Raw genomic sequence first — 25,759 nt, 5'->3', positions numbered from 1 at the left:
TGCTCTTTTCAGGAGGATACGGTATGAGCAGCAATCTGGAATATTACAAGGTGTTTTATTATGTAGGACAGTTAGGCAGCATCACGCTGGCCGCGGAGAAGCTGTGCATCTCCCAGCCGGCCGTCAGCCAGGCGATCCGCCAGCTTGAGCTTTCCGTCGATGCGAAGCTGTTTATCAGGACCTCCAAAGGTGTCAGGCTGACGAGAGAGGGAGAGCTTCTCTATTCTTATGTGAAATCGGGTTTAGATGATATCTGGTATGGGGAGAATATGTTAAGGCGGATGCAGGATCTGGATACGGGAGAGGTTAGAATCGGAGCCAGCGATATGACGCTTCAGTTTTATTTACTGCCGTTTCTGGAGCGTTTTCACGAGAAATATCCGAAGGTTAAGGTAACGGTGTCCAACGGCCCCACACCGGAGACACTGGGCTTTTTAAGTCATGGAACCATTGATTTCGGCGTGGTCAGCTCCCCGGTCGATGCGAGGCCGGAGGTCTCTGTCACTGAGGTAAAGAAGATCCGGAATATTTTTGTGGCGGGAGAGCAGTTTAAGCATTTAAAGGGGAAAAGGCTGGAATACGGTATTCTGAAAGAACTTCCCTGTATTTTTCTGGAAAAGAATACGAGTACGAGACGGTTTATGGATGATTATTTAGAGAAGCTGGGTATCGTTGTGGAACCGGAATTCGAGCTGGCGACCAGTGATATGATTGTCCAGTTTGCCATGAGGAATCTTGGAATCGGCTGCGTGATGTCGGAGTTTGCAGAGAAGGAAATCGAAGCAGGCCATCTGTTTGAACTGGAATTTAAGCAGGGAATGCCGGAGCGTAGTTTCTGCATCATCACAGACCGAAAAAATCCCATGTCTCCCGCAGGAGGCCGTCTGCTGGAACTATTGATGGAAAAACCGGAAAAATCAATGATATAAATGAAACTTATGGAAAACATAAATAATATTGACTTTACTTATGATGTGCTTTGAGCTATGATATACGCGGTGGCAATGAGCAGTGTGGAATCCGGTAAGCGGCAGTCTGCGTCATGCTTGCATGAAAGCAGACTGCCGCTTACCGGATTCCATAGGGCGAAGCCCGTGACCGAGACAGCGTGCCCCGCTTTATCGGGTATGGAGCGGAGCGGAATCGAGGTCCACTGCGGGATAGAACGAAGCAAAATCGAGGTCCGCTGCGGGATAGAACGAAGCAAAAACGAAGCCTGCAGCGGCGCAGAACGAAACAAAATCGAAGCCCCCCGCAAACCGTAGTGAAGTAAAGGAGGAAACAAACAAATGGTAAGAGCAATAGTAGGCGCCAATTGGGGCGATGAGGGAAAAGGAAAAATCACGGACATGCTGGCGAATGAGTCCGACATTATCATCCGTTTTCAGGGAGGCAGCAATGCAGGACATACGATCATCAACAACTATGGCAAGTTTGCGCTCCATCTTCTGCCGTCCGGCGTTTTCTACAGCCACACGACGAGCGTAATCGGAAATGGTGTGGCGTTAAACATCCCGTTCCTGGTTAAGGAAATTGACGAGCTGGTAAGCAAGGGCGTTCCGAAGCCGCACATTCTCGTCTCTGACCGCGCGCAGATTCTGATGCCGTATCATATTCTGTTCGACCAGTATGAAGAGGAACGTCTTGGGAAGAAGTCCTTTGGCTCTACAAAGTCGGGTATTGCTCCATTCTATTCAGATAAATATGCAAAGATCGGATTCCAGGTCAGCGAGCTGTTTGAAAGTGAATCCTTAAAGGAAAAAGTAGCGCAGGTGTGCGAGACGAAGAACGTGATGCTGGAGCATTTATACCACAAGCCGGTTCTCGACCCGGAGGAGCTGTTTCAGACAATGCTTCAGTACCGTGATATGGTGGCTCCTTACGTCTGTGATGTGTCAAAATACTTATACGATGCCATCAAAGAGGGAAAGAATATCCTGCTGGAAGGCCAGCTTGGTTCTTTAAAGGATCCGGACCACGGCATTTATCCGATGGTTACATCCTCCTCCACACTGGCGGCTTATGGGGCCATCGGCGCAGGAATCGCGCCTTATGAAATAAAGAATATCACTACCGTTGTGAAGGCATATTCCAGTGCGGTTGGAGCAGGTGCATTTGTCAGCGAGATCTTCGGCGAGGAAGCCGATGAACTGAGAAAGCGCGGCGGCGACGGCGGTGAGTATGGAGCTACCACAGGACGTCCGAGACGTATGGGTTGGTTTGACGCGGTTGCGAGCCGGTATGGATGCCGTATTCAGGGATCCACAGAGGTGGCACTGACCGTTCTCGATGTACTGGGATATTTAGATGAACTTCACGTCTGCGTCGGTTATGAGATTGACGGTGAGGTTACGAAGGATTTCCCGACTACAGTCCGTTTGGAGCGTGCAAAACCGGTCTACGAGACACTTCCTGGCTGGAAATGTGAAATCCGCGGTATCAAAAAGTACGAAGACCTGCCGGAAAACTGCCGGAAATATATTGAATTTATTGAGAAAGAGATTGAGACTCCGATCACCATGGTTTCCAATGGACCGGGGAGAGACGAGATCATTTACAGATAAGACTGTCCTTATTCATTGGCAGAAAATGAAAGACGGCCAAATCCGGGAAAGAACCATCCGGATATGGCCGTCTTTTTTCTATTCGTTGTTTCTGTCTTTTTCCTCAGGATTTAAGAGCTTGTACACCAGTTGAAAAGCATACAATATGACCGGTATGACGACAGTTGAGAAGATAGCGGCCATCAGCCAGTTATTTGCGGACGGACTGTTGGAGAAAGCCGAAACGATGGCGATAACATACATGGCCAGTATGAATATAACTCCGGCCATGGCCAGAGGGCGTTTCCATTTCATGGGGACACCTCGCTTTCTTTGGGATGGTACTTCCCTTTATTATAACAGAAAACTTCGGAAACTCAAGGTAAGGATTTGGGATTTGTTCACAAAAACTTCAGATTTGCGACCTGTACTTTTTTACCAGATTATAGTACAATCAGAGGGAGATAACGTGTGAAAAGACAGGGAAGGAGTGTGTATTCTTGAAGAAAAGATGGGCAGCGGCGGTTGCAGTGAGCATGCTCTTAAGCCTCGGAAGCGTCATGGCGGCCGCGGCAGATGAGACGGGGGCCGTTCAAACAGAGAACACAACTTCAGAGAGCGGAACTGCAGAGAATGGAAACCCGGCAAACGGAACCTCAGAGAACACAGCCGGACAGGCGTCGGAGCCAGACTCCGGGAATGAAGTAAAGGGAACCTGGAAGCAGGAAGACGGCGGCTGGAGATATTATGACGAAGCCGGAACGTATAAGAAGAACAGCTGGGAACAGATCGGCGGTTACTGGTACCATTTTGGCAAGGACGGTCTTATGGCTGTGGGCTGGCAGAAGATCGGCGGATATAACTATTGTTTCCGGGAGACGGGAGATTTGGCAATCGGCTGGTGCTATAATGATGACGATGAGAAATGGTACAATTTTGATGCGGATGGCACTGCGAAGAAGGGCTGGTTTCAGGATGAAGACGGAAGCTGGTACTGGTTCTCCACAAGAGGGGAGATGGCTTCTTCCGGTTATAAGTCGATCGACGGGAAACGGTATTATTTCTTCGAGGATGGCCAGATGGCGGCCAATCAGTATGTTGGACTGTTCTACATGGACGAGAATGGCCAGAGGGATAAGCGCTATGACATCGTGATAGAAGGAAAGAGCAAGGAATCATCTGTGGCATCTGAGACGAAAGAGGAGATCACAGCAGCCCTCGAACATATTCCGAGAGGCTGGATCAAGTATTTTGTGGATCACGGATGGGAGATTCTCTATTATCCGGATAAGGAATATTTTTCCGCGCCAGAGTCCGACGGCAGTACATACTATGTATATCATAAGCTGGATACAAGCTACCGGAAGATTAAGTTCTGCAGGCCGGAGGGATTGACCCAGGCCTTTGGAGAATACATCGGATACGCGGCTGACTGCTTTGACAGCGACAGCCAGTTCGCTGTGGATCTGGCCATGAATAAGGGGAATGTGGATGAGTTCGTCGATGTCCCCGATTATTACACGAACAACATGCAGTTTTATTTCGGTAAGCTGGTGGAGGCATACTTAAGCGACAACGATACGAGAACCGCTATGGAAGCGGATTCGCCTCAGGTCTGTGAGATTTTGAGGAAGGTTTTGTATGCGCGGTAAGCGGCTTTAACAAAACAAGCAATAAAAAAGCAGGAGCAATCCTGTTTTTTTATTGCTTCTGAAAGGATAGGGAGATAGAAGACAGGAGATAATAGACGCAGAAAACAGGATACGAATAACCTAAGCGACGTAAAAGACGTCACTACAAATTAATCGATAAAAAAATACTTATTTACTCTTGACTCCTGAAGGCAACGGGTATATACTAACCATAGAACGTTAATTATTTAACAAAATAGAAAAACCTTATAAATGAAAAACTTATCTTAGTTCAATTTAAAACAATTAAATCATTTTTATTATTAATGAGGAGGCGGCATCCATGAAGAAGATGGAAGGTAAAGTCGTACTGATTACCGGCGGTGCGAGAGGGATCGGTTATGGTATTGCAAAGGCATTTGCAGAAGAGGGCGCCAATATCGTTATTACGGGACGTACGGCGAGTACACTGATCGAGGCAAGAGAGAATCTGGAAGCAGATTACGGTATCGAGGCGCTGTTTGTAGTCGCGGATGGCGGCGATGAGACGGCTGTAAAGAACGTGGTAAAGCAGGCGGTTGACCGTTTTGGCAAGCTGGATTGTCTTGTTAATAACGCACAGGTTTCCAAGTCCGGCACAATGCTGGTGGACCACACGAAAGAGGATTTCGACCTTGCGATCTATTCCGGTCTGTATGCGACGTTTTTCTATATGAGAGAGGCATTCCCGTATTTGAAGGAGACAAAAGGCAGCGTAATTAATTTCGCCTCCGGAGCGGGCCTGTTCGGCAAACTGGGCCAGTCTTCCTATGCGGCAGCCAAAGAGGGAATTCGCGGTATGTCCCGTGTGGCAGCGGCAGAGTGGGGCGAGTTTGGAATCAATGTGAATGTAGTCTGCCCGCTGGCTATGACACCTGGTCTGGAAAAGTGGAAAGATGAGTATCCAAAACTGTATGACCAGACGATTCAGAGCATTCCTCTCAAGCGATTTGCAGATCCTGAGAAGGATATCGGACGTGTCTGCGTATTTCTTGCATCGGACGACGCGAGTTATGTGACGGGTGAAACAATTACACTTCAGGGTGGAAGCGGATTGAGACCATAAATGAAAAGAATCCATCGGAGACGATACGTCTTCCGGTGGATTCTTTTTATTCCCGCGGGCAGCGAGTCGGGTGGAACCGTTCCTATTCAGCAAGCGTTTCCCATATTTCATAGAGTTCTTCCAGCCTTGTCTGAATCTCTTCTTTCTCTTTGTTGAGTTCCATGAGGCGGGAGACATCGGTGAAGACTTCTTCCCGGGTGAGAAGCCCGTCGATTTCGCCGTCCCTCGTCTCCAGCTGATGAATCTCATCCTCGGTCTTCTTTAAGTCGTTCTGCCGTTTGCGGATTCTGGCCTGTTCCTCTTTAAATGCCTTCCAGTCCTGTTTAACTTCGGAACCCTCGGGAGTCTGTGATGCGCCGGCTTCCGCTCCATTTTCCTGATTTCCTGACGGATCTGAGGCGTAAAGCTCTGTCATCAGCTCTTTCTTTTCCAGATAATAATCGTAATTGCCGATGTAATTGACCAGCGTGTGACCCGTCAGGTCGAGAATGCGGGTGGCAGTTTTGTTGATGAAGTAACGGTCGTGGGATACGTAGAGAACTGTGCCCGTATAGCTGTTCAGCGCATCCTCCAGAATTTCCTTGGAGGTGATATCCAAATGGTTCGTCGGCTCATCGAGGATCAGGAAATTGGCCTCGGACAGCATCAGCTTCGCCAGAGAGACGCGTCCCCGTTCCCCGCCGCTTAAGTCCTTGACCCGTTTGAACACATCGTCTCCGGTGAATAGAAACGCGGCAAGAATGTTCCGGATCTGCGTGTTGTTCATGTTGGGATACGTATCAGAAAGCTCGTTAAAGAGCGTCTTTTCCATGTGCAGAACCTGATGTTCCTGGTCGTAATAGCCGATATGCACCTTGGAACCGAGACGAATTTCCCCGGTATCCGCAGGCAGTAGGTTGTTCAATATCTTTAAAATCGTGGTCTTTCCGGTTCCATTGCCTCCGATAATGGCAACCCGTTCCCCCCGTTTGATATCAAAATCCACATGGTTAAACAGATGGTTGGGGCCGAAGGCCTTGCTTAGGTCACGGACGGTCAGCACATCGTTGCCGCTGATGATGTTAGGCTCTAAGCGGATTCGCATCTCGTCATTGACTTCCGCCGGTTTTTCCAGGACCTCGATCTTATCCAGCATCTTTTCACGGCTTTCCGCCCGTTTGATGGATTTTTCCCTGTTGAAGGATTTCAGCTTCGCAATGACCTCCTCCTGGTGGCGGATTTCCTGCTGCTGGTTTAAATAAGCCTTCATCTTCGCGTCCCGGATCATGGCGCGCTTTTCGCTGTAGGCTGTGTAATTGCCCTGATATACGGCAAGATTGCCGCTGTCCATCTCGATGATCTTTGTGACGACGCGGTCGAGAAAATACCGGTCATGGGCGACGATGATGACACTTCCGTCGTAATTAGTTAAATAACCCTCCAGCCAGGCAATGGAGTTCATGTCTAAATGGTTGGTAGGCTCGTCCAGAAGAATAATATCGGGCTTTGTTAAAAGAAGCTTGCCCAGGGAGACTCTGGTCTTCTGGCCTCCGGACAGGGCCGATACCGGCTTTGTGAATTCTTCCTCCGTAAAGCCCAGACCTTTTAACACACCGGTTACCTCGCTCTGATAGGCGTAACCGTTCTGAAGTTCAAACTCATGGCTTAAACGGCTGTAGACGGAAAGCATGTTTTCCAGCTCATCTCCGGAAGCGTGCTTCATATCCAGCTCCAGTCTGCGGATCTTTGCTTCCATCTCAATCAGCGGCCGCTTTACCTCCAGCACCTCATCGAAAATGGACCTATCGCCGCCCAGCTCCTGGTGCTGCGCCAGGTATCCGAGTGTCTTTCCCTTGGAAATTACGACCTCTCCTTCATCGGCGGCCAGCTCTCCGATGATGATTTTTAACAGTGTGGATTTGCCGGCGCCGTTGATGCCGACGATGGCTGCCTTTTCATGGTCCTCTATATGGAAGGAAGCATGGCGGATAATTTCCGTGCTTCCAAAGGCCTTGCTTATGTTGCTGCATGATAAAATCATGGTAGTTCCTCCCCTTGAATGGCTCGAATAAATGTTGAATAACACGAATAGTATAATATAGGTTGGAATTTTTTTCAACTGCAACGATTAAGAGGAACGCCCAAGCAAGAAAAATAAAACCTGTTTGACATTATTTTGTCATGACTGTATAATAGTAGTTAATTTAACAAAACAAGCGAAAAGTCCCTCGCCGCTGTAAGACAGAGGGATGAAAAGGAATAAACAAACTATTGAAGAAGGTGAAGATGTGGCAGAAAAAGAGATATCAAAAGCAGTGATTGCGAGGTTACCGAGATATTACCGATATCTTGGAGAACTGATGGAGGATGGGGTGGAAAGAATTTCCTCCAATGACTTAAGTGTCCGTATGAAGGTTACTGCGTCTCAGATCCGCCAGGATCTGAATAATTTCGGAGGCTTTGGACAGCAGGGCTATGGCTATAATGTAAAGTATTTATATACGGAGATCGCTAAGATCCTCGGAATCGACAGACAGCATAATATTGTGATTATCGGTGCGGGTAATCTGGGACAGGCAATTGCCAATTACGCGAATTTTGAGAAGAGGGGTTTCCTGATCAAGGGAATGTTCGATATTAATCCCCGTCTTATCGGGCTCGTCGTACGAGGGATTGAGATCAGAAGTGTCGATGATCTGGAGCAGTTTGTGAGGGATAACGATGTTCAGATTGCAGCTTTGACGATACCGAAGACCAAGGCGCCGGAGATTGCGGACCGTCTTGTGAGCGCCGGAATCAAGGCGATCTGGAATTTCGCCCATACGGATCTGGTGGTACCGGATGACGTGGTGGTGGAGAACGTACACCTTTCTGAGAGCCTGATGCGCTTATCCTATAAGGTTTGCAGCATGCAGGACAAGGCAGAGGAAGAAAAGGCGGAGCGGGAAAAAGGCAAATCTTGACCCATTTCCTTTGTGAAATGAGTGCCGGCAGGCAAAGGAGAAATTCTTCTTTGCCTGCCGGCAGTTTTGTATTATAATAGAGAACATGCAGAGATGAGTTTCAGATCGTTAAGACTGAGGGATGAGTTTTTAGTCGGAAAGGCGAATGGGTATGAGATATCTGGTATCGGGAAGCCAGATGAAGGAAGTGGACAGCTATACCATCCAGTCCATAGGAATCCCTTCACTGGTGCTTATGGAGCAGGCGGCAGCAGCTGTTGTGCGCGAAGTGCAGAAAAAGGCGGAGAAAAAGGACCGTATCTGGGCAGTCTGCGGGACTGGGAATAATGGGGCGGACGGGATTGCAGCCGCCAGGCTTCTCCATTTAAAGGGGTACACCGTGACCGTGATTCTGGCAGGGACGAAGGAGAACGGGACGGATGAATATAAGAAACAGCTGGCCATTGCGGAGCGGCTGGGCCTGAATCTGATTGAGTACAGCGATTTTATACCGGGTCGCTGCGAACTTATTATCGATGCCGTGTTTGGCGTGGGGCTGTCCAGAGAGGTAGGCGGAACGTACCGGGACTTACTGGCTACGCTCCCCGGATGCGGAGCGGCTTACGTGGTGGCTGTGGATATTCCGTCCGGAATTCACGCCGACACGGGGGAGGTCATGGGAATTGCCCTGAAGGCCGATGTGACGGTGACCTTTGGTTATGAAAAACTGGGAACGCTTCTCTATCCGGGACGCGCTTACAGCGGCGCCGTTGTTGTGGCGGATATCGGTTTTCCGCCGGTCAGCTTAGAGCGGCTGAGTCCGGAACTGTTTACCTATGAAGCTGAGGATATCCGTATGATTCCAGCCCGCCCGGCATATTCCAATAAGGGAACCTTCGGCCGTGTCCTGATTGCCGCGGGTTCGAAAAATATGAGCGGAGCGGCCTGGTTAAGCGCTATGGCGGCATACCGGATGGGGGCCGGTCTGGTGAAGATCTTTACCGTGGAGGAGAACCGGGCGATCCTGCAGACTTCGCTTCCTGAGGCGATTATCACCACCTACGACCCGGAGGAGGCACAGACGCCTACCGTGCGTTTCCAGACGCTTCTGGAGGCTCAGTGTGAATGGGCCAGCGTCATCGTCCTGGGCCCCGGAATCGGCCAGGAGCCGTATACGAGAAACCTGGTGGAGACGGTGCTGGCCAATGCCTACGTCCCCATTATCCTCGATGCGGACGGCCTCAATACCATTGCGGCATTTCCGGAGCTGACCAATTATTTTACGGAGAATATCATCGTGACGCCTCATCTCGGTGAGATGGCGAGGCTGACAGGAAGTTCGGTAGAGGCGATCAGAGGGTGTCTGATCCCCACCGCGAGGGAATACGCGGATCGTTATGGAATTACCTGCGTGCTGAAGGACGCGGTTACAGTGGCGGCCTTAAAGGACCAGCGGACCTACATCAATACCAGCGGCAACAGCGCCATGGCGAAGGCGGGAGCGGGGGATGTCCTGACCGGAATTATCGCAGGACTTCTGGCGCTTGGCATGGAGGAATCGGACGCCGCGGCCATGGGCGTGTACCTGCACGGACGGGCGGGGGATCTGGTAAAGCTTCAGTCGGGAGAGCACGGCCTTCTGGCCCGGGAACTGACGGAAGTACTGGCAGACATTATAAAATCATGAGACAGAATAATCTGAAGGAAGTATAGAGAAATGGAACGATACAGCAGAGTTTATGAGACGGTAAATCTGGACGCCATCAGACAGAATATGGAAGCTATGAGGGCCAATCTAAAGGAAGGAACTGAGGTGATTGGCGTGGTAAAGGCGGATGGATACGGTCATGGCTCAGTACCGGTGGCGTGTGCCATCGACTCTTACGTAAGCGGATACGCGACGGCCACCCCGGAGGAGGCTGTCATATTGAGAAAACACGGTATTACGAAGCCCATCCTGATTCTCGGAGTGAGCCCGGAGAGCAGCTTCATCCAGCTGATCGAGTACGATCTCCGCCCGGCCATCTTCCGCTATGAAAGCGCGGCGCGCCTGTCGGAACTGGCAGTACAGGCGGGGAAAAGGGCGTCCATCCACATCGCCCTGGATACCGGCATGAGCCGGATCGGCTATCCGGTGACTGCAGCGGCGGCGGATGAGACAGTGCGGATCAGCCGTCTTCCAGGAATCCGCATCGAGGGTCTCTTCACTCATTTCGCCAGGGCGGATGAGAAGGACAAAGGTGCCACGGACCGCCAGATGGAGCTGTTTACCACGTTCGTTTCCATGCTTTCTGAGCGGAGCATCACGATTCCGATTCTGCATTGTTCCAACAGTGCGGGAATTTTAGAGCTTCCGAAGGCGAACTTTAATGCGGTCCGCGCGGGAATCTCCATTTACGGCCTCTATCCGTCAGATGAGGTGGGGAAGGAGCCGGTTCGTTTGATTCCGGCCATGGAGTTAAAGAGCACCATAACCTATTTGAAGACGATTGCGCCGGGAACTCCGGTCAGCTACGGCGGCACCTTTACGGCAGAGAGAGAGACCTCCATTGCGACCATCCCGGTAGGGTACGGGGACGGTTATCCCCGGGCGTTGTCAGGCCGGGCGGATGTCCTGATCCGCGGCCGCCGCGCCAGAATCCTGGGCCGTGTCTGTATGGATCAGCTGATGGTGGATACGACGGATATCCCTGAGACGGAGGAGGGCGACGAGGTCACTCTGATCGGAAAAGACGGAGAGGAAGAAATTACAGTAGAGGAGCTGGCGCGCATCGGCGGCGGATTCCATTACGAAATTCTCTGCGACATCGGCAAGCGTGTCCCAAGAGTCTACATAGAAGCGGGAAAAGTGGTCGGAAAAAAAGATTATTTTGATGATATTTACGAAGGTTTCGGAAAGTAATCCGAAAAGGAAGTGAAGGGACGAATAACGTCATCCATGTCCGTATCATATCATAGAATATGCGGCAACGATTCAGCAGTGCGGCAGTTTATACAGAAAGATGTGTCACAAGCTCGCTTGTATAAGCATTTTTCTGTATAAACTGACATAGGGCGGAACGCCCGGGCTTCTTGGTTTCGCGTTTTTCGAAAACAAGAAGATGCACGGCTGAATCGTTACAAATATTCAGCAGAAGAACTTAAGTGAATACACGAGTCAAAAAAGGTCAATAATAGACGTAAATCAATTGACGGAGTGTGAGAAAGTGATAATCAGACGTGGAGACATTTTTTATGCAGACCTAAGACCGGTAGTAGGCTCCGAGCAGGGAGGAATCCGGCCGGTCCTCATCATACAGAACGACATCGGAAACAAGCACAGCCCCACCGTCATCTGCGCAGCAATCACGTCCCGGATGAACAAGGCAAAGCTTCCCACTCATGTCGAACTCGATACCAGAAGATGCGATATGATAAAAGATTCCGTAATCCTGTTAGAGCAGTTAAGGACCATAGACAAGCAAAGACTGAAAGAGAAGATCTGTCACATCGATGAGGAACTTCAGGAGAAAGTGGACTATGCGTTAAAAATCAGTTTGGAACTGGATACATAGTTCAGGAATACGAAAGAGACAGGGAAAATGGTTTTCCATGAAGCTGCGGAAAAAACGTGGATTCCGGTGAAAGAAGCGTAAATACTTGACAAATGAGGGGGAGGAGGGTATCATCTTTCATAGCTACGAGCAGGGCAGCCGTAAAGAGGGAAAGGGCAGGGGCCAAGCTCGCTTGTCCCCTGCCCTTCCCTCTTTACGGCTATGCGGCGACAGCCGCGAAGCCTTGAGCCGCCAAAGCGGCTCAAGGCTTCCCCCCTCCCGCGGATTCAAAACAACACCCAATATTTTCAAAAACAACAACAACCAATGACAATCAATTAAAGGAGTAAAACAAGACAATGGACGATGGCAACCCGCTTCCCAGCGTGGCAATATTTTTACTATTCATCCTGTTAGACGCCATATTCTACGGATTTGGCGCCGCAATTCAAAACGTCAACACGAATGACTTAGAGCATCAGATGGAAGAAGGCAGTGACAAGGCAAGAAAGCTGCTACATATCGTTAACAGGCCTACCCGGTTTGTAAACACGATACAGGTATCTACCAATATCATAGGCATAATCACCGGTGCCTTTATTTTAGAGCAGCTGGGCGGCCGCCTTACCCTTATTCTGGACCGCCGGGCCAGCATGTCCGCTCCCTGGCTTTCCATCTTAAGCCTTCTGATCGTAGGCATTCTCCTGATCGTGCTGCTTATCAGCTTCGGCATCGTGATTCCGAAACGCTGTGCGGCCCAGAACCCGGAGAAATGGGGCTATAACATGCTTCCGGTCGTCACCTTTTTCATGGTTCCCCTAATGCCGTTTACCTGGCTCATCAACGCAGTAGCATTTCTGTTTCTGAAGCTGATCGGGATCGATATGATGTCGGACAATGAAAATGTGACAGAAGAAGACATCATGTCCATGGTCAATGAAGGCCACGAGCAGGGCGTTTTAGAGGCCAGAGAGGCGGAGATGATCACCAATATTTTCGAACTGGACGACAAGGACGCCGGCGACATCATGACGCACCGGAAGAACCTGGTTGCCCTGGACGGTTCCATGACCTTAAAGGAGGCGGTGAATTTCATCCTGAAGGAAGGCTATAATTCCAGGTACCCGGTTTACGAAAAGGATATTGACGACATCACCGGCATCCTCCATATGAAAGATGCGCTCATTGCCGCGGAGAACGACGGTAATGCGTCGGTTCCGATCTGTGAGATCGAGGGACTTCTGCGGGAGGCCCATTTCATTCCGGAGACGAGAAACATCGATTCTCTCTTCAAGGAGATGCAGTCCCAGAAGATTCACATGGTTATTGTGGTCGATGAATACGGGCAGACGGCCGGTATCGTCACCATGGAGGACATTCTGGAAGAGATCGTCGGCAGCATCATGGATGAATACGACGTGGATGAAGAATTTATTGCCGAGTCGGAGGACGGCTCCTATATTGTCAGCGGCATGACCCCGTTAGACGAGGTGGCCAAGACACTGGATATCGAATTTGAGGAGGAGGATTACGACTCCTATGACACTATCAACGGGTTCCTCATCTCGAGGCTGGACCGCATTCCGCAGGAAGGCGAGCAGACAGAGGTGGAATACCTGGGATACGGATTCAAGATTCTTCAGGTGGAGAACAAGATGATTCACACCATCCGCGTACAGAGGCTTGTGCCTCCGCCGGATACCCCGTCAGGGCCGGAAAATGGCGGGGAAAGCCCGGTGGAGAGCGAAAATTCCTTGCCAGATTAACAGAATGGTGTTAAAATGGAAAAGATGCTGATTTTTAGAATATTTTCAGGACGAAGAAGATAAAGGAAAAGGAGTGTTATAACAATGTCAGGACATTCAAAGTTCGCAAATATCAAACACAAAAAAGAGAGAAATGATGCTGCAAAAGGCAAAGTTTTCACCGTAATCGGAAGAGAACTTGCAGTGGCAGTGAAAGAAGGCGGACCGGACCCTGTGAATAACAGCAAGCTGCGCGATGTCATTGCAAAAGCCAAAGCCAACAATATGCCGAACGATACGATTGACCGTGGAATCAAGAAGGCGGCCGGCGACGCTAATGCTGTGAATTATGAGACCATTACATATGAAGGATATGGTCCGAACGGGGTAGCGATTATTGTTGACACCTTAACCGACAACAAAAACAGGACGGCAGCCAATGTGAGAAGCGCCTTTACCAAGGGCGGCGGAAACGTAGGAACGCCAGGCTGTGTATCTTATATGTTCGATAAAAAGGGCCAGATCATCATTGACAAGGAAGAGTGTGAGATGGACCCGGATGAACTGATGATGATGGCTCTGGATGCGGGAGCTGAGGATTTCTCCGAGGAGGAAGACAGCTACGAGGTAATCACGGCGCCGGAAGATTTCAGCGCGGTGCGTGAAGCGCTGGAAGCGGCCGGAATTCCGATGGCAGAGGCCGACGTAACCATGATCCCGCAGACCTGGGTAGAACTGACCGATGAGGACGCGATCAAAAAGATGAACCGGACTCTCGATCTTCTGGACGAGGATGACGACGTTCAGGCCACCTATCACAACTGGGAAGAATAATATTGAAATGAGAAGCCGGCTTAAGAAAATAATACTTTCTGAGCCGGCTTTTTGCATAAAGAAGAGGGCGAATGCAAATTGAAGGAAGAAGAGGCATACTTAAGGGCCGTTGATGTGGATTACTCCTTTCATCTGGCAAAGCGGATGGAGCAGTATAAGTGCAACGAGGCGCTGGGATACCGGACGGCCGGTTCCAGGGCGGAATGGGAGACCGGGGAGATGATCTGCCGGGAGATGGAGGCCATCGGGCTGGAACGCGTGAGAAAGGATGAAATCTCACTGGATTCCTGGGAGTTTAAACAGGCCATCCTCAGATTTCACGATGCATCCGGTCAGATGAAGGAGTGTCAGCTGGGGGCGTATCAGACGGATTTTCACACCGATGGATTCGAGGAGTTCACCATCGTCTGCGGCGGTAAGGGGACGGCGGCGGATTACGAGGGCGCCGATGTCTCCGGCAAGCTGGTTTTGGCAGAGATCAACCAGAGGGAGGAGTGGTGGATTAATTTTCCTGTGTATGAGGCCCATATCCGGGGCGCGGCGGCCTTAATCGCCGTTCAGGGCGGCGGCTACGGGGAGGTGGATGATACCGCCTTAAATGCCCAGGATATCGGAGGTCCGGCCGATGCGCCTGCATTTTCCATGTCACGGGCGGATGCGCGTGCATTGAAGGAAAGCATGGCCGGTACGGGTGAAAAGAAGGTCTGGTTCTGCGCGGATTCGACAGTAAAGACGGGGGCGGTCTCCTACAACATTGTGGGGGAGATACCGGGACGGGACCGGGAGTCCATGATACTGCTGTCGGCCCATTACGACTCTTATTTTTCGGGTTTTCAGGATGACAACGCGGCGGTGGCCCTGATGCTGGGGATCGGCAGAGCCCTCATACAGAGCGGATACCGCCCGGAAAAAACCATTGTCTTCTGCGCCATGGCGGCAGAGGAGTGGGGGATGGCGGATTCGAAATACGACTGGTCAACCGGCGCGTGGCAGCAGGTTTCCGTCGTCCATCCGGAATGGCGTGGAAAGGTGGCGGCAGATTTTAATTTTGAACTGCCGGCTCACGCACACGGAAAAAAGGACGCTATACGCACGGTGTACGAGTATGCGGATTTTCTGGAGTCCCTGCTCAAGGGTACCGGTGTGGGAAAGGACGTGTATCCGGAAGGCGTGGCTGTGCTCTGTCCCGTCGAGACCATGTCGGATGATTTTTCCATGGCAATCTCGGGCATTCCATCCATGGTCAACGATTTCACGTCGGGCCAGTTCATGGAGACCCACTACCATACGCAGTTTGACAATGACGACTATTACGACGAGGCAGTATACCGGTTTCATCATGAGCTGTATGGATGTCTGGTCATGGCATTCGACCGGACGGCGGTAGCGCCCCTTAATTTTGAGAGGCTGTTTCTGGCGCTTAAGGACAGCCTGGATCTCGACTATTCGGAGAAAACCGGAGCCGGCGGAGAAAGGCTGAAGGAGCTGACGGAAGAGGGGGCCCGGCTGGGAAAAGCGGTTTATGAGAAGGTGTGCCGGATAAATGAAAATTACAGACGTATTTTGCGGGAGGCAAAGGAGAAACAGGGACCGGATCAGATACAAATCTACAGACGGGCCAAGGAATACCGAGAAAACTGCCGCGAGCTGGAAACAGTTTTGATGAAACTGTTTAAGAAGGAACAGGATTGCTTCGTGAGGCTGGACTGGCACGATGAGGTCTGCTTTCCGCAGGAAGCTGTGCGGAGAAATTTAAAGCTGGTCCGGACCGCTGTCGAATGCCTGGAAAACGGCCATGGGCGGTGTGCGCTGGAGGCCATCTACGGGATCGACAACAACCGGTATGCATTTCAGTTTGGCGAGGAGGTGTTCCGCCATTTTACGGATTACGTGATGAATCAGGAGGCGGGGCGTCTGCAGTGGGGAGCCGGCCGGATCGTTCACCACGAAAATCTGTTTCATCTGGTGCAGCTTCTAAAGGGCAAGCTGGAGGAAGAGGACGAGGATTTTACGGAAGAGCTTCTGATCCTTAAGCGGGTGGAGGAGAACCAGCTGGCCTGCTATTTGGACGATATTGAATATATGAACCACGCAATAGAAAAAATGATACAGAAATTAAAGGAGATAACAGAGAACGAATCATGGAAAGTGACCGATTGTACCGAGTGAAAAGAGAAGATGTGGAGAAGCTTAAGGAGCTGCTGACAGCATGTTTTGCCAGAGACCCTCTGTACTGCAAGCTGATCCCTGATGAAGACACGAGGAAACGGCTGATGCCGGAGCTGTTTGAATGCGATATGGAGGAATTCTTTGAGACGTGTGAAATCTACGCGGACAGCCCGGAAATTAATGGAATCATTGTGGTGGATGATGAATCGGAGCCCTATAATCCGGTGCATTACTATCTGACAGAGGCGGCCGCGACGCTGCGGACAGACGGGTATCTGATCAAGGAAGACCCATCACTGAAGACGTTCTGGAATTTTGCCATGGGACGGGACTATTTAAATTCCAAATGGACGGACCAGCTCCATCAGGAGGAGCGGTTACATATTATTTATCTGGCCGTGAAGCCGGAAATGCAGCACCACGGAATCTCGGCTCTGCTTTTAAATGAAGCGATCGATTATGCGGACCGCCACAGGCAGATGATCTCACTGGAGACGCACAATGAAAAGAACGTGGCGTTTTACCAGCATTTCGGGTTCAAGGTATTTGGCGTGGTGGAGAAGCATTTTGAGTTGAAGCAGTATTGTATGATTCGGGAAGTATAGAGAAGCTGGCGGGAGCCGGTGCAGAAACAGACATCTGTCCTGCGCCGGCTCCCGTTAACCATTGAACCAATTATTCATTAATACATGTAATACGACAGTGTCTCTGTAAATGCAAAGCCCAGCCTCCGATAAAGTGCAAGCGCCGGTTCATTGTCCCCGGATACCTGAAGCAGGACGCGGCTGACAGGAAGGTCCTCCGGCTGCGACCTGGCTGACCGGTTTAATTCCTCGATGAGCGCGGCGGCGGCACGGGTTCCGATTCCCTGATTCCGCAGGGGTTCCTGAATCTCGAAACCATAGAAGTAGACGGTATCATTATGAAAAATGAGATGAAAGGAGCCGGCAGACTGATCATTTACGTAGATGGTATAGAGCGTGTCTTCAGCCTGGGGACTGAGCGCGGGGGAGAATTGGACCGCCCGGCTGTCCAGGCCGGGAGACGGCGCGGGCAGGCGCAGCTCCATCATATGTTCCCGGTTTAATAGTTCCGCCCCGATGGCGTCCAGCGTATGCTTCGCGTCGGCGCAGGAATCATCGGCCAGGAAGAGGAGATCACATTCGTCCGACTCCTTCAGCAATTCTTCCAGCAGCCGGGTAAAATGCCCGCGCCTCCGGCATGACGGGAGCGTGAAGGCGCTGCAGCTGCATGTCTCAAATTCGTTAAAAATTGCAGAAAATGCGGATAAGAGCGTTTCTTCGTCGTATAATAGAAAGAAAAGACAGCCGTCTTCCGTGGGTAAGGTGAGTGAAGTCTGATCGTGCGACCGACATGCGGTTTCGAGGGCGTGCAAGTCTTCCAGCTGATGGAGGTCTAATTGCTTCGTGCGTATGATTTTCATGGTGTTCTCCCTTTTCTTTTCCGGAGGAAATTAAAGCACTGCACTGCGCAGTACCGGTGTATACAGTATAGTACAAGAAACCATGTGATTTCAATCAAATATTTTCCATATTGCTGATTGTTTCTTTGAAATATGGGTGATAGAATAAAACCAGTGGATATAGTGGAGGGATTATTTTGAAAAAGAGAGATGAGATACCGGTGTGTGATACCTGGAACCTGGCGGATATTCTGCCGTCCGATGAAGCTTGGGAAACGCTGTTTCTCGAGACTGAGAGAGAACTGGCCGGTTATAAGGAGTTTGAAGGACATCTGGCCGAATCCGGCGAGGTGCTGTTTCAGTGTTTGAAATTCGATGAAGACATTTCACTGAAGATTGAGAGGCTGTTTGTATACGGAAGAGAGAAATCCGATGAGGATACGGCAAAGGCGAAGTATCAGGATTTTTCGGCAAGAGCCCAGGCGCTCTCCTATAAGGCGGCGGGACTTTCGTCTTATATTGTTCCGGAGATTCTGGCCATGGATGAGTCTGTGCTGAACGGTTTGATCTGCACGGTGAAGGAGCTCCGCCGGTACGCCCGCACATTTGAAATCATCATGAAGAAGAAGGCGCACACGCTTTCTGCAGGAATGGAACAGCTTCTGGCAAGGTCCATGGAAGCGACCCAGAGCCCTTCCGATATTTTTAACATGTTTAATAACGCGGATGTGAAATTTCCGTCCATCACAGACAGTGAGGGAAAGGAAATTCCCGTCACCCACGGAACGTATATTCCGCTCATGGAGAACCGGGACCGCCGTGTGAGAAAAGAAGCATTTCAGTCCATGTACAGCGTCTACGGCCAGTTCGCCAATACGCTGGCTGCGACGTTCGCGGCAAACGTAAAGCAGGCCTCCTTCTATGCGAGGACCAGAAATTACGCCTCCAGCCGCGCCTATTATCTGGCGGAGAACGAGGTGCCCGAGAGCGTCTACGACAATCTGGTGGCGGCGATTTCAGAAGGCTTACCACTGCTCCATGATTACGTCGCCGTCAGAAAGAACGTGCTGGGGCTGGATGAGATCCACATGTACGATTTGTATACGCCCATGGTCAGCCGTGACGACAGCCGGATTCCCTATGAAGAGGCGAGGGAGATGGTGAAAAAGGGCCTGGCTCCGCTGGGAGAGAAGTATCTGTCCCTTTTACAGGAAGGCTTTGACAACCGCTGGATCGATGTCTATGAGAATGAAGGAAAACGCAGCGGCGCGTACTCCTGGGGCGTCTACGGAACCCACCCGTATGTGCTGCTCAATTACAGCGGCACTCTAGACAGCGTATTTACCCTGGCCCATGAGATGGGGCATTCCCTGCACTCCTGGTTTTCCGATCAGGCGCTGCCTTATGTAGATGCGGGATACAAGATTTTCGTCGCGGAAGTGGCGTCCACGTGCAATGAGGCGCTGCTGAACCGTTATCTGCTGGCCGTGACGGAGGATAAAAAGGAGCGGGCGTATCTACTGAACCATTTTATGGAGAGTTTCCGGGGAACGGTGTTCCGTCAGACCATGTTTGCGGAGTTTGAGGCCGAGACCCACAGGAGAAGCGAGGCGGGAGAACCGCTCACGGCGGAGCTGCTCTGCAGGCTGTACCATGAGCTGAATGTAAAATACTTCGGACCGGAGATGGTGGTCGACAGCGAGATCGATTATGAGTGGGCGAGAATCCCTCATTTCTATACGCCATTTTACGTATATCAGTATGCGACGGGCTTCTCGGCGGCCATGGCGATCAGCAGCAGGATACTGGCCGGTGATGAAAAGGCCCTGGAAGGCTATTTCAAGTTCTTAAGCGGCGGCAATTCCATGCCTCCGATCGAACTTCTAAAGCTCTGCGGCGTGGATATGTCCACAGCCCAGCCGATCAGGGAGGCTCTGGCCGTATTCAAGGAACTGCTGGAGGAATATAAGACGCTGTAGCGAAAAGAGGGGAGCAGGGATGAATCTGTATCAGATGATCTTCAAGAGAAGATCCATTCGAAAATTTAAATATGAAGCGGTACCGGAGCAGCTGCTAAAGGATATTCTGGCCTTTGCAGGCTGCGTGGCGACGCTCTGCCCGGAGATTTCCATAAAGATGGAGATTAAGGAAAATATAGAGAAAGACCTTCACGTTAAGGGCCTGTGGAAGGTGGAAGCGCCGTATTACCTGGTGTTTTATTCGGAAGATAAGGAAGGCTATATGATGAATGCCGGATATGTTCTGGAGCCGGTCCTCCTCTATATGACCGGAAAAGGGCTGGGAACGTGCTATCTCGGCAGCACCCGCATCCCCGGAGCGGAACCGGCTGGGATGAAGGCGGCCATAGCCGTTGCGTTTGGATACCCCAAATCCCTGCTGTACCGCGATCCGGCTACGGCAAAGCGTCTGCCGTTAAAAGAACTCTGCGTGTTTAAGGATGAGATCGGCGAGCCGGTGAAGAATATCCTGAAAGCCGTCCGTCTGGCGCCTTCGGCCATGAATACACAGCCCTGGCGTTTTATTGTTTACCATGACAGAATCTATATTTTTTCCTGCAAGGAATTTCTCCCGTCCCAGACCATGGTGGCGATGAGGGATTTGAGCATGGGAATCATGCTGTCTCATCTGTCCATCGCGGCGGAGGAGCTGTGGCTGAATTTAAAGATCGAAGTGGAAGCGCAGATGGTAAAGAAGTCTTATAAGAGCGGCGCCTACGTGGCAACTGCATTTCTGCTGGAATAATGCCGGACTGTGTTTCAGGCATGGATACAGAGAATGGATAATAGAAGAAAATCGAGACATCAAGATAAAAAAGGGACAGCCCCTTCGGAAATCGCTGCCGTTATGAAACGGCAGACGGATCGCTCCGGGGGGCTGTCCTCATTTTCTATTCTAAAGGGGGCTGCGGGGATATGTGTTATTCAATGGTGATGTAGTGATTTTCTTCAATCTGCTTCGGAGCTTCCTTCGGAACGGTCAGCTTCAGTATTCCGTTGTCGAAAGCAGCCTTGATGTCTTCCTGGCGTAACTGGGATCCAACGTAGAAGCTTCTCTTGCAGGAGCCGCTGTAGCGCTCTTTGCGGAGGAAGTTTCTGCCCTCGCTGTCTTCGGAAGAGCCTGACGCCTCGGCAAAAATGGTCAGATAGCCGTCCTTTAACTCGGCACGCACATTCTCCTTTTTGTAACCCGGAAGTTCTACGTCGATGATGTAATTGGTTCCGTCATCTTCAATATCGGTTCTCATAAGCGTTGTTCTGTTCTGAACAGAGTCGTTAAAAAATGGATCGTTGAAAAATTCATCGAATAAGTTGTTTCTTCTGGATAATAACATAGGTTCTTCCTCCTTATTTATCTGCACCGCTTTTGATGCGGTGTTGTTGTTTGATTTGTTCTAGGTGTAATATAACACAAATTGTTAGCACTGTCAATAGGTGAGTGCTAATTTTTCTTGCGATTTCTTTTATTACCTTATATAGACCGGAGGTACGGCGAGAAAGACGCTTGAAACAGCCCCTTACTTATGATAGAATTGGTAAGAATAGAGAAAATGTGAGGAACGAAGGAGGAGACTATGATTAATCAGTTGATTCAGAGGATTCAAAAAACAAAGGCACCCATCTGTGTTGGACTGGATCCGATGCTTGGCTATATACCGGAGCATGTGACAAGAAAGGCATTTGATGAGTTTGGTGAGACACTGGAAGGCGCAGCGGAGGCCATCTGGCAGTTTAATAAAGAAATCGTGGACCATGTCTATGACATTATTCCATCTGTAAAGCCGCAGATCGCCATGTATGAGCAGTTTGGGATCGAAGGACTTAAAATATACAAGAGAACTGTCGACTACTGTCAGGAGAAGGGACTTCTCGTGATCGGCGATGCGAAGAGAGGGGACATCGGTTCCACCTCTGCGGCGTATGCCACGGCGCATATCGGCCATGTGAAGGTGGGGAGCAGCGTGCTTACCGGTTTCGGTACCGATTTCCTGACTGTGAATCCATATCTTGGCACCGACGGGGTAAAACCGTTTGTCGATGTCTGCAAGGAGGAGGACAGAGGCCTCTTCGTGCTGGTAAAGACCTCCAACCCTTCCAGTGGTGAATTCCAGGATCAGCTGATCGGCGGCAGACCGCTGTATGAGCTGGTAGCAGACAAGGTAGTGGAATGGGGAGCAGACTGCATGGATGGCGCTTACAGCAACGTCGGAGCCGTAGTGGGTGCGACCTACCCGGAGATGAGCAGAATCTTAAGGAAACTGATGCCGAATACCTACTTTCTGGTACCGGGATACGGTGCGCAGGGCGGCACCGCTGAGGACTTAAAGTACTGTTTCAATGAAGACGGACTCGGCGCCATTGTCAACTCCTCCAGAGGCATCATTGCCGCTTATAAGCAGGAGAAATACGCGAAGTTTGGCGCGGAGCATTTCGGTGAAGCGTCCAGACAGGCCGTGATCGACATGGTTTCCGATATCAACAGCGTACTGTAGGAGGAATCATGGCGCAGAAAAAAGTAACAGCCTTTGTGGACAGTCAGGAAAGGCTGACAGAAGATGTATACAGCATGTGGATCCGGGAGGAGGAGATGGCTGCCCAGGCAAAGCCGGGACAGTTTATTTCTGTGTATACAAAGGACGGAGCAAAACTGCTTCCGCGCCCGATCAGCATCTGTGAGACGAATAAAGAAACCGGTATGCTGCGGATTGTATACAGGACCGTTGGAGCGGGAACGGAGGAGTTCTCCCGTTACCAGGCGGGAGATACGGTCGATATCATGGGACCTCTCGGCAACGGATTCCCGCTGGAGGAAGCAGCAGAGGGAAAGACTGCCTTCTTAATCGGCGGCGGAATCGGGATTCCTCCCATGCTGGAGCTGGCGAAGCAGTTACACTGCAAAAAAGAAGTGATTTTGGGATATCGTGATGTCCTGTTTTTAAATGAAGAATTCACCCCTTACGGGGAAGTGGTTCTTGCGACAGAGGACGGAAGCGCCGGAACAAAGGGCAATGTCATTGATGCCATCAGAGAGCACGGTTTAAAGGCGGACGTAATCTTTGCCTGTGGTCCGACTCCTATGCTGCGCGCGTTAAAGGCTTATGCCGCCGAGGAGAACATCACCTGCTTTCTGTCTCTCGAGGAGAAGATGGCCTGCGGAATCGGCGCATGTCTGGCCTGCGTATGCAAGACAAAGAACGTGGACGAACACTCCCAGGTTCACAATGCGAGAATCTGTAAAGACGGGCCGGTATTTCGGGCAGAGGAGGTAGAACTCTGATGAATATGAAAGTAAACTTAGCCGGTGTGGAGCTGAAAAATCCGGTCATGACGGCTTCCGGTACCTTCGGATCCGGAGCAGAATACGGCGAGATGGTGGATTTAAACGGTCTGGGCGCAGTAGTGACCAAGGGCGTGGCCAATGTGCCGTGGCCCGGCAATCCGACTCCCAGGATCGCAGAGACGTACGGCGGCATGATCAATGCCATCGGCCTGCAGAATCCGGGAATCGATGTGTTTGCAAAGCGCGATATTCCATTTTTAAAGCAGTATGATACGAAGATTATCGTTAATGTCTGCGGCAGAACCACGGAGGACTACGTGGAAGTGGTGGAACGGCTTGGGGATGAACCGGTGGATATGCTGGAGATCAACATTTCGTGTCCCAATGTAAAGGAAGGCGGCATTGCCTTCGGACAGGATCCGAAAGCGGTGGAGGCCATCACCAGAGAGGTAAAGAAGCATGCAAAGCAGCCGGTCATTATGAAGCTGAGTCCCAACGTGACGGATATCACCGTCATGGCGAAGGCGGCGGAGGCGGGCGGCGCCGATGTGATCTCTTTGATCAATACGCTGACAGGCATGAAGATTGATATAAACCGCAGAACTTTCGCGGTGGCGAATAAGACGGGCGGATTATCCGGTCCGGCTGTGAAGCCGGTGGCGGTCCGCATGGTGTATCAGGCGGCAAATGCCGTGAAGATCCCCATCATCGGCATGGGCGGCATTATGAACGCGGAGGATGCGCTGGAATTTATCCTGGCGGGAGCCACGGCGGTTTCTGTGGGAACGGCCAACTTCCATAATCCGTATGCCACAGCCGAGGTTGTGAGCGGAATCGAAAGCTATATGAAGAAATATAACGTAGAAGATATCAATGATTTAGTCGGAGCCGTACGGTAAGAGACCGGCGAAAGGAAGGACGATAAGATGGAGCAGTATAAGCAGGAATTTATAGAGTTTATGGTAGACAGCAGCGTGCTGAAGTTTGGAGATTTTACCTTGAAAAGCGGAAGAAAGTCTCCATTTTTTATGAATGCGGGAGCCTATGTGACAGGCGCGCAGTTAAAGAAGCTGGGTGAGTATTATGCCAAAGCGATCCATGATAATTTCGGGGATGATTTCGATGTGCTGTTCGGACCGGCGTACAAGGGAATTCCGTTAAGTGTGGCGACCACCATCGCTTACCATGAATTATACGGGAAAGAGATCCGATACTGTTCGAACCGGAAGGAAGCAAAGGACCACGGAGACGCAGGGATTCTTCTGGGAAGCCCGATTAAGGACGGCGACCGCGTGGTGATCATCGAGGACGTAACCACATCCGGCAAATCGATTGAAGAGACATTTCCAATTATCAAGGCACAGGGTGATGTGACAATTCTTGGCCTGATGGTTTCCTTAAACCGTATGGAGAAGGGAAAAGGAGAGAAGAGCGCTCTCGACGAGATTCATGACAAGTATGGTTTCAACGCAAAAGCCATCGTTACTATGGCAGAAGTAATCGAATATCTGTATAATAAGGAATATAACGGAAAGATTATTATTGATGATACTTTAAAGGCGGCAATTGACGCCTATTATGAAATCTACGGCGTAAAGTAAGGAGAGCTGAAAATGGAGAGAGTTTATAAGACCATGAGAAATGCGGGCGCGCTTAACATTGTAATCGGAATCATTATTACAGTAGCAGGCTTAAGCGTTGGAATCATGTCTATCATCAATGGCGCTGTTCTGCTTAAGAGAAAATCCGAGATCACTTTTTAAATGGGGCATTTATGATAAAAAATACAACAAAACGACAAAAGCTGGGTTGGGTGATTTTTATCGTTTACCTGATTTTTTTGGCGTATTTCCTGTTCTTCTCTGAGGACTTTGGCCGGGGAAGCCATCTGCAGGAGGAGTACGCCTATAATCTGGTGCCGTTCAAGGAGATCAGACGCTTTACTGTGTACTGGCACGTGGTAGGAATCCGGTCGTTTTTGCTGAATATTGTGGGAAATGTTGTTGGATTTATGCCATTCGGATTTTTTCTTCCGGTTATCAGCCGCAGAAGCCGTCACTGGTATAACACCGTGCTGTTAAGCTTTCTGTTCAGCCTCTGCATCGAGACGGTGCAGCTGGTGTGGAAGGTCGGCAGCTTCGACGTGGACGATATGATACTCAACACCCTTGGCGGTTTACTCGGCTTTGTGTTCTACAAAATTGTACAGACGATAAGAGTGAGGAGGAAGCGGCGTGCAGCAGCAGAAAAAAGTATCCTACATTAGGAAACCATTTGCGAGGAGAAGCTTCATGGCCCTTGGGCTTGCTGTCGCCGCTTTGATTCTTGCGGTCATCGGTGTGGCGAGCTCGGTCATGACGGCAGGGAACGCGGAGCTTAATGTGGCCGCGGTGTGCTTCTGCAGCTTCCTGATTGCCATAGTCTCTCTGATTTATGGGGCGCTTTCTTTTTTGGAAAAGGAAAAGAAGTACATACTGTCCAAAATAGGGATGGCCGTCAGCGGCCTTCTGGTTATTGTATGGGCAGTTCTGATTATCATTGGATTTGGAGGATGACA

At 50.4% G+C, this 25,759-nt stretch carries 26 protein-coding genes; 22 read left to right on the top strand and 4 right to left on the bottom strand.

The genetic code is table 11. The annotated features are described in order from the left end of the window. Positions 1–23 precede the first annotated feature (23 nt). The 3 genes from DFR60_RS21860 (at position 24) to DFR60_RS21855 (ending at position 2,564) form a co-directional block, all read left to right on the top strand. Complete coding sequence (locus DFR60_RS21860) at positions 24–929, top strand: LysR family transcriptional regulator (protein ID WP_110324789.1); 906 nt, start codon at positions 24–26, stop codon at positions 927–929. A gap of 75 nt (positions 930–1,004) precedes the next feature. Further along, positions 1,005–1,265, top strand: coding sequence for a hypothetical protein (locus tag DFR60_RS30190; protein ID WP_146218621.1), 261 nt, complete (start codon positions 1,005–1,007; stop codon positions 1,263–1,265). Between the two features lie 24 nt (positions 1,266–1,289). Further along, positions 1,290–2,564, top strand: coding sequence for an adenylosuccinate synthase (locus tag DFR60_RS21855; RefSeq protein ID WP_110324788.1), 1,275 nt, complete (start codon positions 1,290–1,292; stop codon positions 2,562–2,564). Positions 2,565–2,642: 78 nt separating this feature from the next. Here the strand turns inward: DFR60_RS21855 and DFR60_RS21850 are convergent, their stop codons facing one another. Further along, positions 2,643–2,858, bottom strand: a complete 216-nt coding sequence (locus DFR60_RS21850) for a hypothetical protein (protein ID WP_110324787.1) — start codon at positions 2,856–2,858, stop codon at positions 2,643–2,645. 185 nt (positions 2,859–3,043) lie between these two features. Here DFR60_RS21850 and DFR60_RS21845 point away from each other — a divergent pair, with 185 nt between their 5' ends. Then, the gene (locus DFR60_RS21845; protein WP_110324786.1) at positions 3,044–4,195 is read left to right on the top strand and encodes a cell wall-binding protein; all 1,152 of its coding nucleotides are present in this window, start codon (positions 3,044–3,046) and stop codon (positions 4,193–4,195) included. A gap of 322 nt (positions 4,196–4,517) precedes the next feature. Next, the gene (locus DFR60_RS21840; RefSeq protein WP_055655319.1) at positions 4,518–5,279 is read left to right on the top strand and encodes an SDR family NAD(P)-dependent oxidoreductase; all 762 of its coding nucleotides are present in this window, start codon (positions 4,518–4,520) and stop codon (positions 5,277–5,279) included. A gap of 82 nt (positions 5,280–5,361) precedes the next feature. Here the strand turns inward: DFR60_RS21840 and DFR60_RS21835 are convergent, their stop codons facing one another. After that, entirely contained in the window at positions 5,362–7,299 is a 1,938-nt protein-coding gene (locus tag DFR60_RS21835; RefSeq protein WP_110324785.1) for an ABC-F family ATP-binding cassette domain-containing protein, read from the bottom strand. A 247-nt stretch (positions 7,300–7,546) separates the two neighbouring features. Between DFR60_RS21835 and DFR60_RS21830 the strand changes: the two genes are divergently transcribed. The 8 genes from DFR60_RS21830 to DFR60_RS21795 all read left to right on the top strand — a co-directional run bounded on the left by DFR60_RS21830 (position 7,547) and on the right by DFR60_RS21795 (position 17,086). Further along, positions 7,547–8,221 (top strand): redox-sensing transcriptional repressor Rex, encoded by a 675-nt coding sequence (locus tag DFR60_RS21830; RefSeq protein WP_055655681.1) that lies wholly within the window; start codon positions 7,547–7,549, stop codon positions 8,219–8,221. Between the two features lie 151 nt (positions 8,222–8,372). Then, positions 8,373–9,887 (top strand): NAD(P)H-hydrate dehydratase, encoded by a 1,515-nt coding sequence (locus DFR60_RS21825; protein ID WP_110324784.1) that lies wholly within the window; start codon positions 8,373–8,375, stop codon positions 9,885–9,887. A gap of 30 nt (positions 9,888–9,917) precedes the next feature. Continuing rightward, the gene (alr, locus tag DFR60_RS21820; protein ID WP_110324783.1) at positions 9,918–11,102 is read left to right on the top strand and encodes an alanine racemase; all 1,185 of its coding nucleotides are present in this window, start codon (positions 9,918–9,920) and stop codon (positions 11,100–11,102) included. Between the two features lie 304 nt (positions 11,103–11,406). Next, positions 11,407–11,754, top strand: a complete 348-nt coding sequence (locus tag DFR60_RS21815; RefSeq protein WP_002600289.1) for a type II toxin-antitoxin system PemK/MazF family toxin — start codon at positions 11,407–11,409, stop codon at positions 11,752–11,754. A gap of 338 nt (positions 11,755–12,092) precedes the next feature. After that, on the top strand, positions 12,093–13,499 hold the full coding sequence (locus tag DFR60_RS21810) for a hemolysin family protein (RefSeq protein WP_110324782.1): 1,407 nt from the start codon (positions 12,093–12,095) through the stop codon (positions 13,497–13,499). Between the two features lie 84 nt (positions 13,500–13,583). Further along, positions 13,584–14,312, top strand: coding sequence for a YebC/PmpR family DNA-binding transcriptional regulator (locus DFR60_RS21805; protein WP_002600287.1), 729 nt, complete (start codon positions 13,584–13,586; stop codon positions 14,310–14,312). Between the two features lie 144 nt (positions 14,313–14,456). Then, complete coding sequence (locus tag DFR60_RS21800; protein WP_341457989.1) at positions 14,457–16,481, top strand: M28 family peptidase; 2,025 nt, start codon at positions 14,457–14,459, stop codon at positions 16,479–16,481. After that, positions 16,454–17,086: a GNAT family N-acetyltransferase gene (locus DFR60_RS21795; protein ID WP_110324780.1), complete on the top strand. Its 633-nt coding sequence runs from the start codon at positions 16,454–16,456 to the stop codon at positions 17,084–17,086. Before DFR60_RS21800 ends, DFR60_RS21795 begins: the two co-directional genes overlap by 28 nt. Before the next feature lie 77 nt (positions 17,087–17,163). Here DFR60_RS21795 and DFR60_RS21790 read toward each other — a convergent pair whose 3' ends face one another. After that, complete coding sequence (locus DFR60_RS21790) at positions 17,164–17,925, bottom strand: GNAT family N-acetyltransferase (protein ID WP_110324779.1); 762 nt, start codon at positions 17,923–17,925, stop codon at positions 17,164–17,166. A 176-nt stretch (positions 17,926–18,101) separates the two neighbouring features. Between DFR60_RS21790 and pepF the strand changes: the two genes are divergently transcribed. After that, entirely contained in the window at positions 18,102–19,883 is a 1,782-nt protein-coding gene (pepF, locus tag DFR60_RS21785) for an oligoendopeptidase F (protein WP_110324778.1), read from the top strand. A gap of 19 nt (positions 19,884–19,902) precedes the next feature. Further along, the gene (locus DFR60_RS21780; RefSeq protein ID WP_002600282.1) at positions 19,903–20,667 is read left to right on the top strand and encodes a nitroreductase family protein; all 765 of its coding nucleotides are present in this window, start codon (positions 19,903–19,905) and stop codon (positions 20,665–20,667) included. A gap of 175 nt (positions 20,668–20,842) precedes the next feature. Here the strand turns inward: DFR60_RS21780 and DFR60_RS21775 are convergent, their stop codons facing one another. Next, the gene (locus DFR60_RS21775; protein WP_002600281.1) at positions 20,843–21,256 is read right to left on the bottom strand and encodes an Hsp20/alpha crystallin family protein; all 414 of its coding nucleotides are present in this window, start codon (positions 21,254–21,256) and stop codon (positions 20,843–20,845) included. A 240-nt stretch (positions 21,257–21,496) separates the two neighbouring features. Here DFR60_RS21775 and pyrF point away from each other — a divergent pair, with 240 nt between their 5' ends. From pyrF to DFR60_RS21745, 7 genes are read left to right on the top strand one after another with little or no spacing between them, the layout of a single operon-like run. Then, positions 21,497–22,414 (top strand): orotidine-5'-phosphate decarboxylase, encoded by a 918-nt coding sequence (pyrF, locus tag DFR60_RS21770; protein ID WP_110324777.1) that lies wholly within the window; start codon positions 21,497–21,499, stop codon positions 22,412–22,414. Positions 22,415–22,422: 8 nt separating this feature from the next. Further along, positions 22,423–23,199, top strand: a complete 777-nt coding sequence (locus DFR60_RS21765; protein WP_110324776.1) for a dihydroorotate dehydrogenase electron transfer subunit — start codon at positions 22,423–22,425, stop codon at positions 23,197–23,199. Next, positions 23,199–24,101 carry a dihydroorotate dehydrogenase gene (locus tag DFR60_RS21760; RefSeq protein WP_002600278.1) on the top strand — a complete coding sequence of 301 codons (903 nt, stop codon included), beginning with the start codon at positions 23,199–23,201 and terminating at the stop codon, positions 24,099–24,101. The genes DFR60_RS21765 and DFR60_RS21760 overlap by 1 nt, the downstream gene beginning before the upstream one ends. A 27-nt stretch (positions 24,102–24,128) precedes the next feature. Next, entirely contained in the window at positions 24,129–24,803 is a 675-nt protein-coding gene (pyrE, locus tag DFR60_RS21755) for an orotate phosphoribosyltransferase (protein ID WP_025529316.1), read from the top strand. A gap of 12 nt (positions 24,804–24,815) precedes the next feature. Further along, a complete protein-coding gene (locus DFR60_RS30490) occupies positions 24,816–24,965 on the top strand; it encodes a hypothetical protein (protein WP_002600276.1) in 150 nt (49 codons plus the stop codon). An 11-nt stretch (positions 24,966–24,976) separates the two neighbouring features. Further along, a complete protein-coding gene (locus DFR60_RS21750; RefSeq protein ID WP_110324775.1) occupies positions 24,977–25,468 on the top strand; it encodes a VanZ family protein in 492 nt (163 codons plus the stop codon). Further along, positions 25,437–25,757 (top strand): DUF6142 family protein, encoded by a 321-nt coding sequence (locus DFR60_RS21745; RefSeq protein WP_243005141.1) that lies wholly within the window; start codon positions 25,437–25,439, stop codon positions 25,755–25,757. Before DFR60_RS21750 ends, DFR60_RS21745 begins: the two co-directional genes overlap by 32 nt. Positions 25,758–25,759: the final 2 nt, after the last annotated feature.

Origin of the sequence: Hungatella effluvii, from assembly GCF_003201875.1 — a bacterium.
GTDB classification, from domain to species: domain Bacteria; phylum Bacillota; class Clostridia; order Lachnospirales; family Lachnospiraceae; genus Hungatella; species Hungatella effluvii.
Note: the sequence above shows the minus strand (reverse complement) of the source record. Positions and strands in the feature narration are given on the sequence as shown.

What these genes read in the sequence shown, in the direction of transcription:
- DFR60_RS21850 (WP_110324787.1), bottom strand. Translation starts at nt 2,858, where the DNA reads ATGAAATGGAAACGCCCTCTGGCCATGGCCGGAGTTATATTCATACTG.
- DFR60_RS21825 (WP_110324784.1), top strand. Translation starts at nt 8,373, where the DNA reads ATGAGATATCTGGTATCGGGAAGCCAGATGAAGGAAGTGGACAGCTAT.
- DFR60_RS21790 (WP_110324779.1), bottom strand. Translation starts at nt 17,925, where the DNA reads ATGAAAATCATACGCACGAAGCAATTAGACCTCCATCAGCTGGAAGAC.
- DFR60_RS21805 (WP_002600287.1), top strand. Translation starts at nt 13,584, where the DNA reads ATGTCAGGACATTCAAAGTTCGCAAATATCAAACACAAAAAAGAGAGA.
- DFR60_RS21765 (WP_110324776.1), top strand. Translation starts at nt 22,423, where the DNA reads ATGGCGCAGAAAAAAGTAACAGCCTTTGTGGACAGTCAGGAAAGGCTG.
- DFR60_RS21760 (WP_002600278.1), top strand. Translation starts at nt 23,199, where the DNA reads ATGAATATGAAAGTAAACTTAGCCGGTGTGGAGCTGAAAAATCCGGTC.
- DFR60_RS21810 (WP_110324782.1), top strand. Translation starts at nt 12,093, where the DNA reads ATGGACGATGGCAACCCGCTTCCCAGCGTGGCAATATTTTTACTATTC.
- DFR60_RS21835 (WP_110324785.1), bottom strand. Translation starts at nt 7,299, where the DNA reads ATGATTTTATCATGCAGCAACATAAGCAAGGCCTTTGGAAGCACGGAA.
- DFR60_RS21750 (WP_110324775.1), top strand. Translation starts at nt 24,977, where the DNA reads ATGATAAAAAATACAACAAAACGACAAAAGCTGGGTTGGGTGATTTTT.
- pyrF (WP_110324777.1), top strand. Translation starts at nt 21,497, where the DNA reads ATGATTAATCAGTTGATTCAGAGGATTCAAAAAACAAAGGCACCCATC.
- alr (WP_110324783.1), top strand. Translation starts at nt 9,918, where the DNA reads ATGGAACGATACAGCAGAGTTTATGAGACGGTAAATCTGGACGCCATC.
- DFR60_RS30490 (WP_002600276.1), top strand. Translation starts at nt 24,816, where the DNA reads ATGGAGAGAGTTTATAAGACCATGAGAAATGCGGGCGCGCTTAACATT.
- DFR60_RS21855 (WP_110324788.1), top strand. Translation starts at nt 1,290, where the DNA reads ATGGTAAGAGCAATAGTAGGCGCCAATTGGGGCGATGAGGGAAAAGGA.
- DFR60_RS21775 (WP_002600281.1), bottom strand. Translation starts at nt 21,256, where the DNA reads ATGTTATTATCCAGAAGAAACAACTTATTCGATGAATTTTTCAACGAT.
- DFR60_RS21780 (WP_002600282.1), top strand. Translation starts at nt 19,903, where the DNA reads ATGAATCTGTATCAGATGATCTTCAAGAGAAGATCCATTCGAAAATTT.
- DFR60_RS21840 (WP_055655319.1), top strand. Translation starts at nt 4,518, where the DNA reads ATGAAGAAGATGGAAGGTAAAGTCGTACTGATTACCGGCGGTGCGAGA.
- pyrE (WP_025529316.1), top strand. Translation starts at nt 24,129, where the DNA reads ATGGAGCAGTATAAGCAGGAATTTATAGAGTTTATGGTAGACAGCAGC.
- DFR60_RS30190 (WP_146218621.1), top strand. Translation starts at nt 1,005, where the DNA reads ATGAGCAGTGTGGAATCCGGTAAGCGGCAGTCTGCGTCATGCTTGCAT.
- DFR60_RS21860 (WP_110324789.1), top strand. Translation starts at nt 24, where the DNA reads ATGAGCAGCAATCTGGAATATTACAAGGTGTTTTATTATGTAGGACAG.
- DFR60_RS21795 (WP_110324780.1), top strand. Translation starts at nt 16,454, where the DNA reads ATGGAAAGTGACCGATTGTACCGAGTGAAAAGAGAAGATGTGGAGAAG.
- DFR60_RS21800 (WP_341457989.1), top strand. Translation starts at nt 14,457, where the DNA reads ATGGAGCAGTATAAGTGCAACGAGGCGCTGGGATACCGGACGGCCGGT.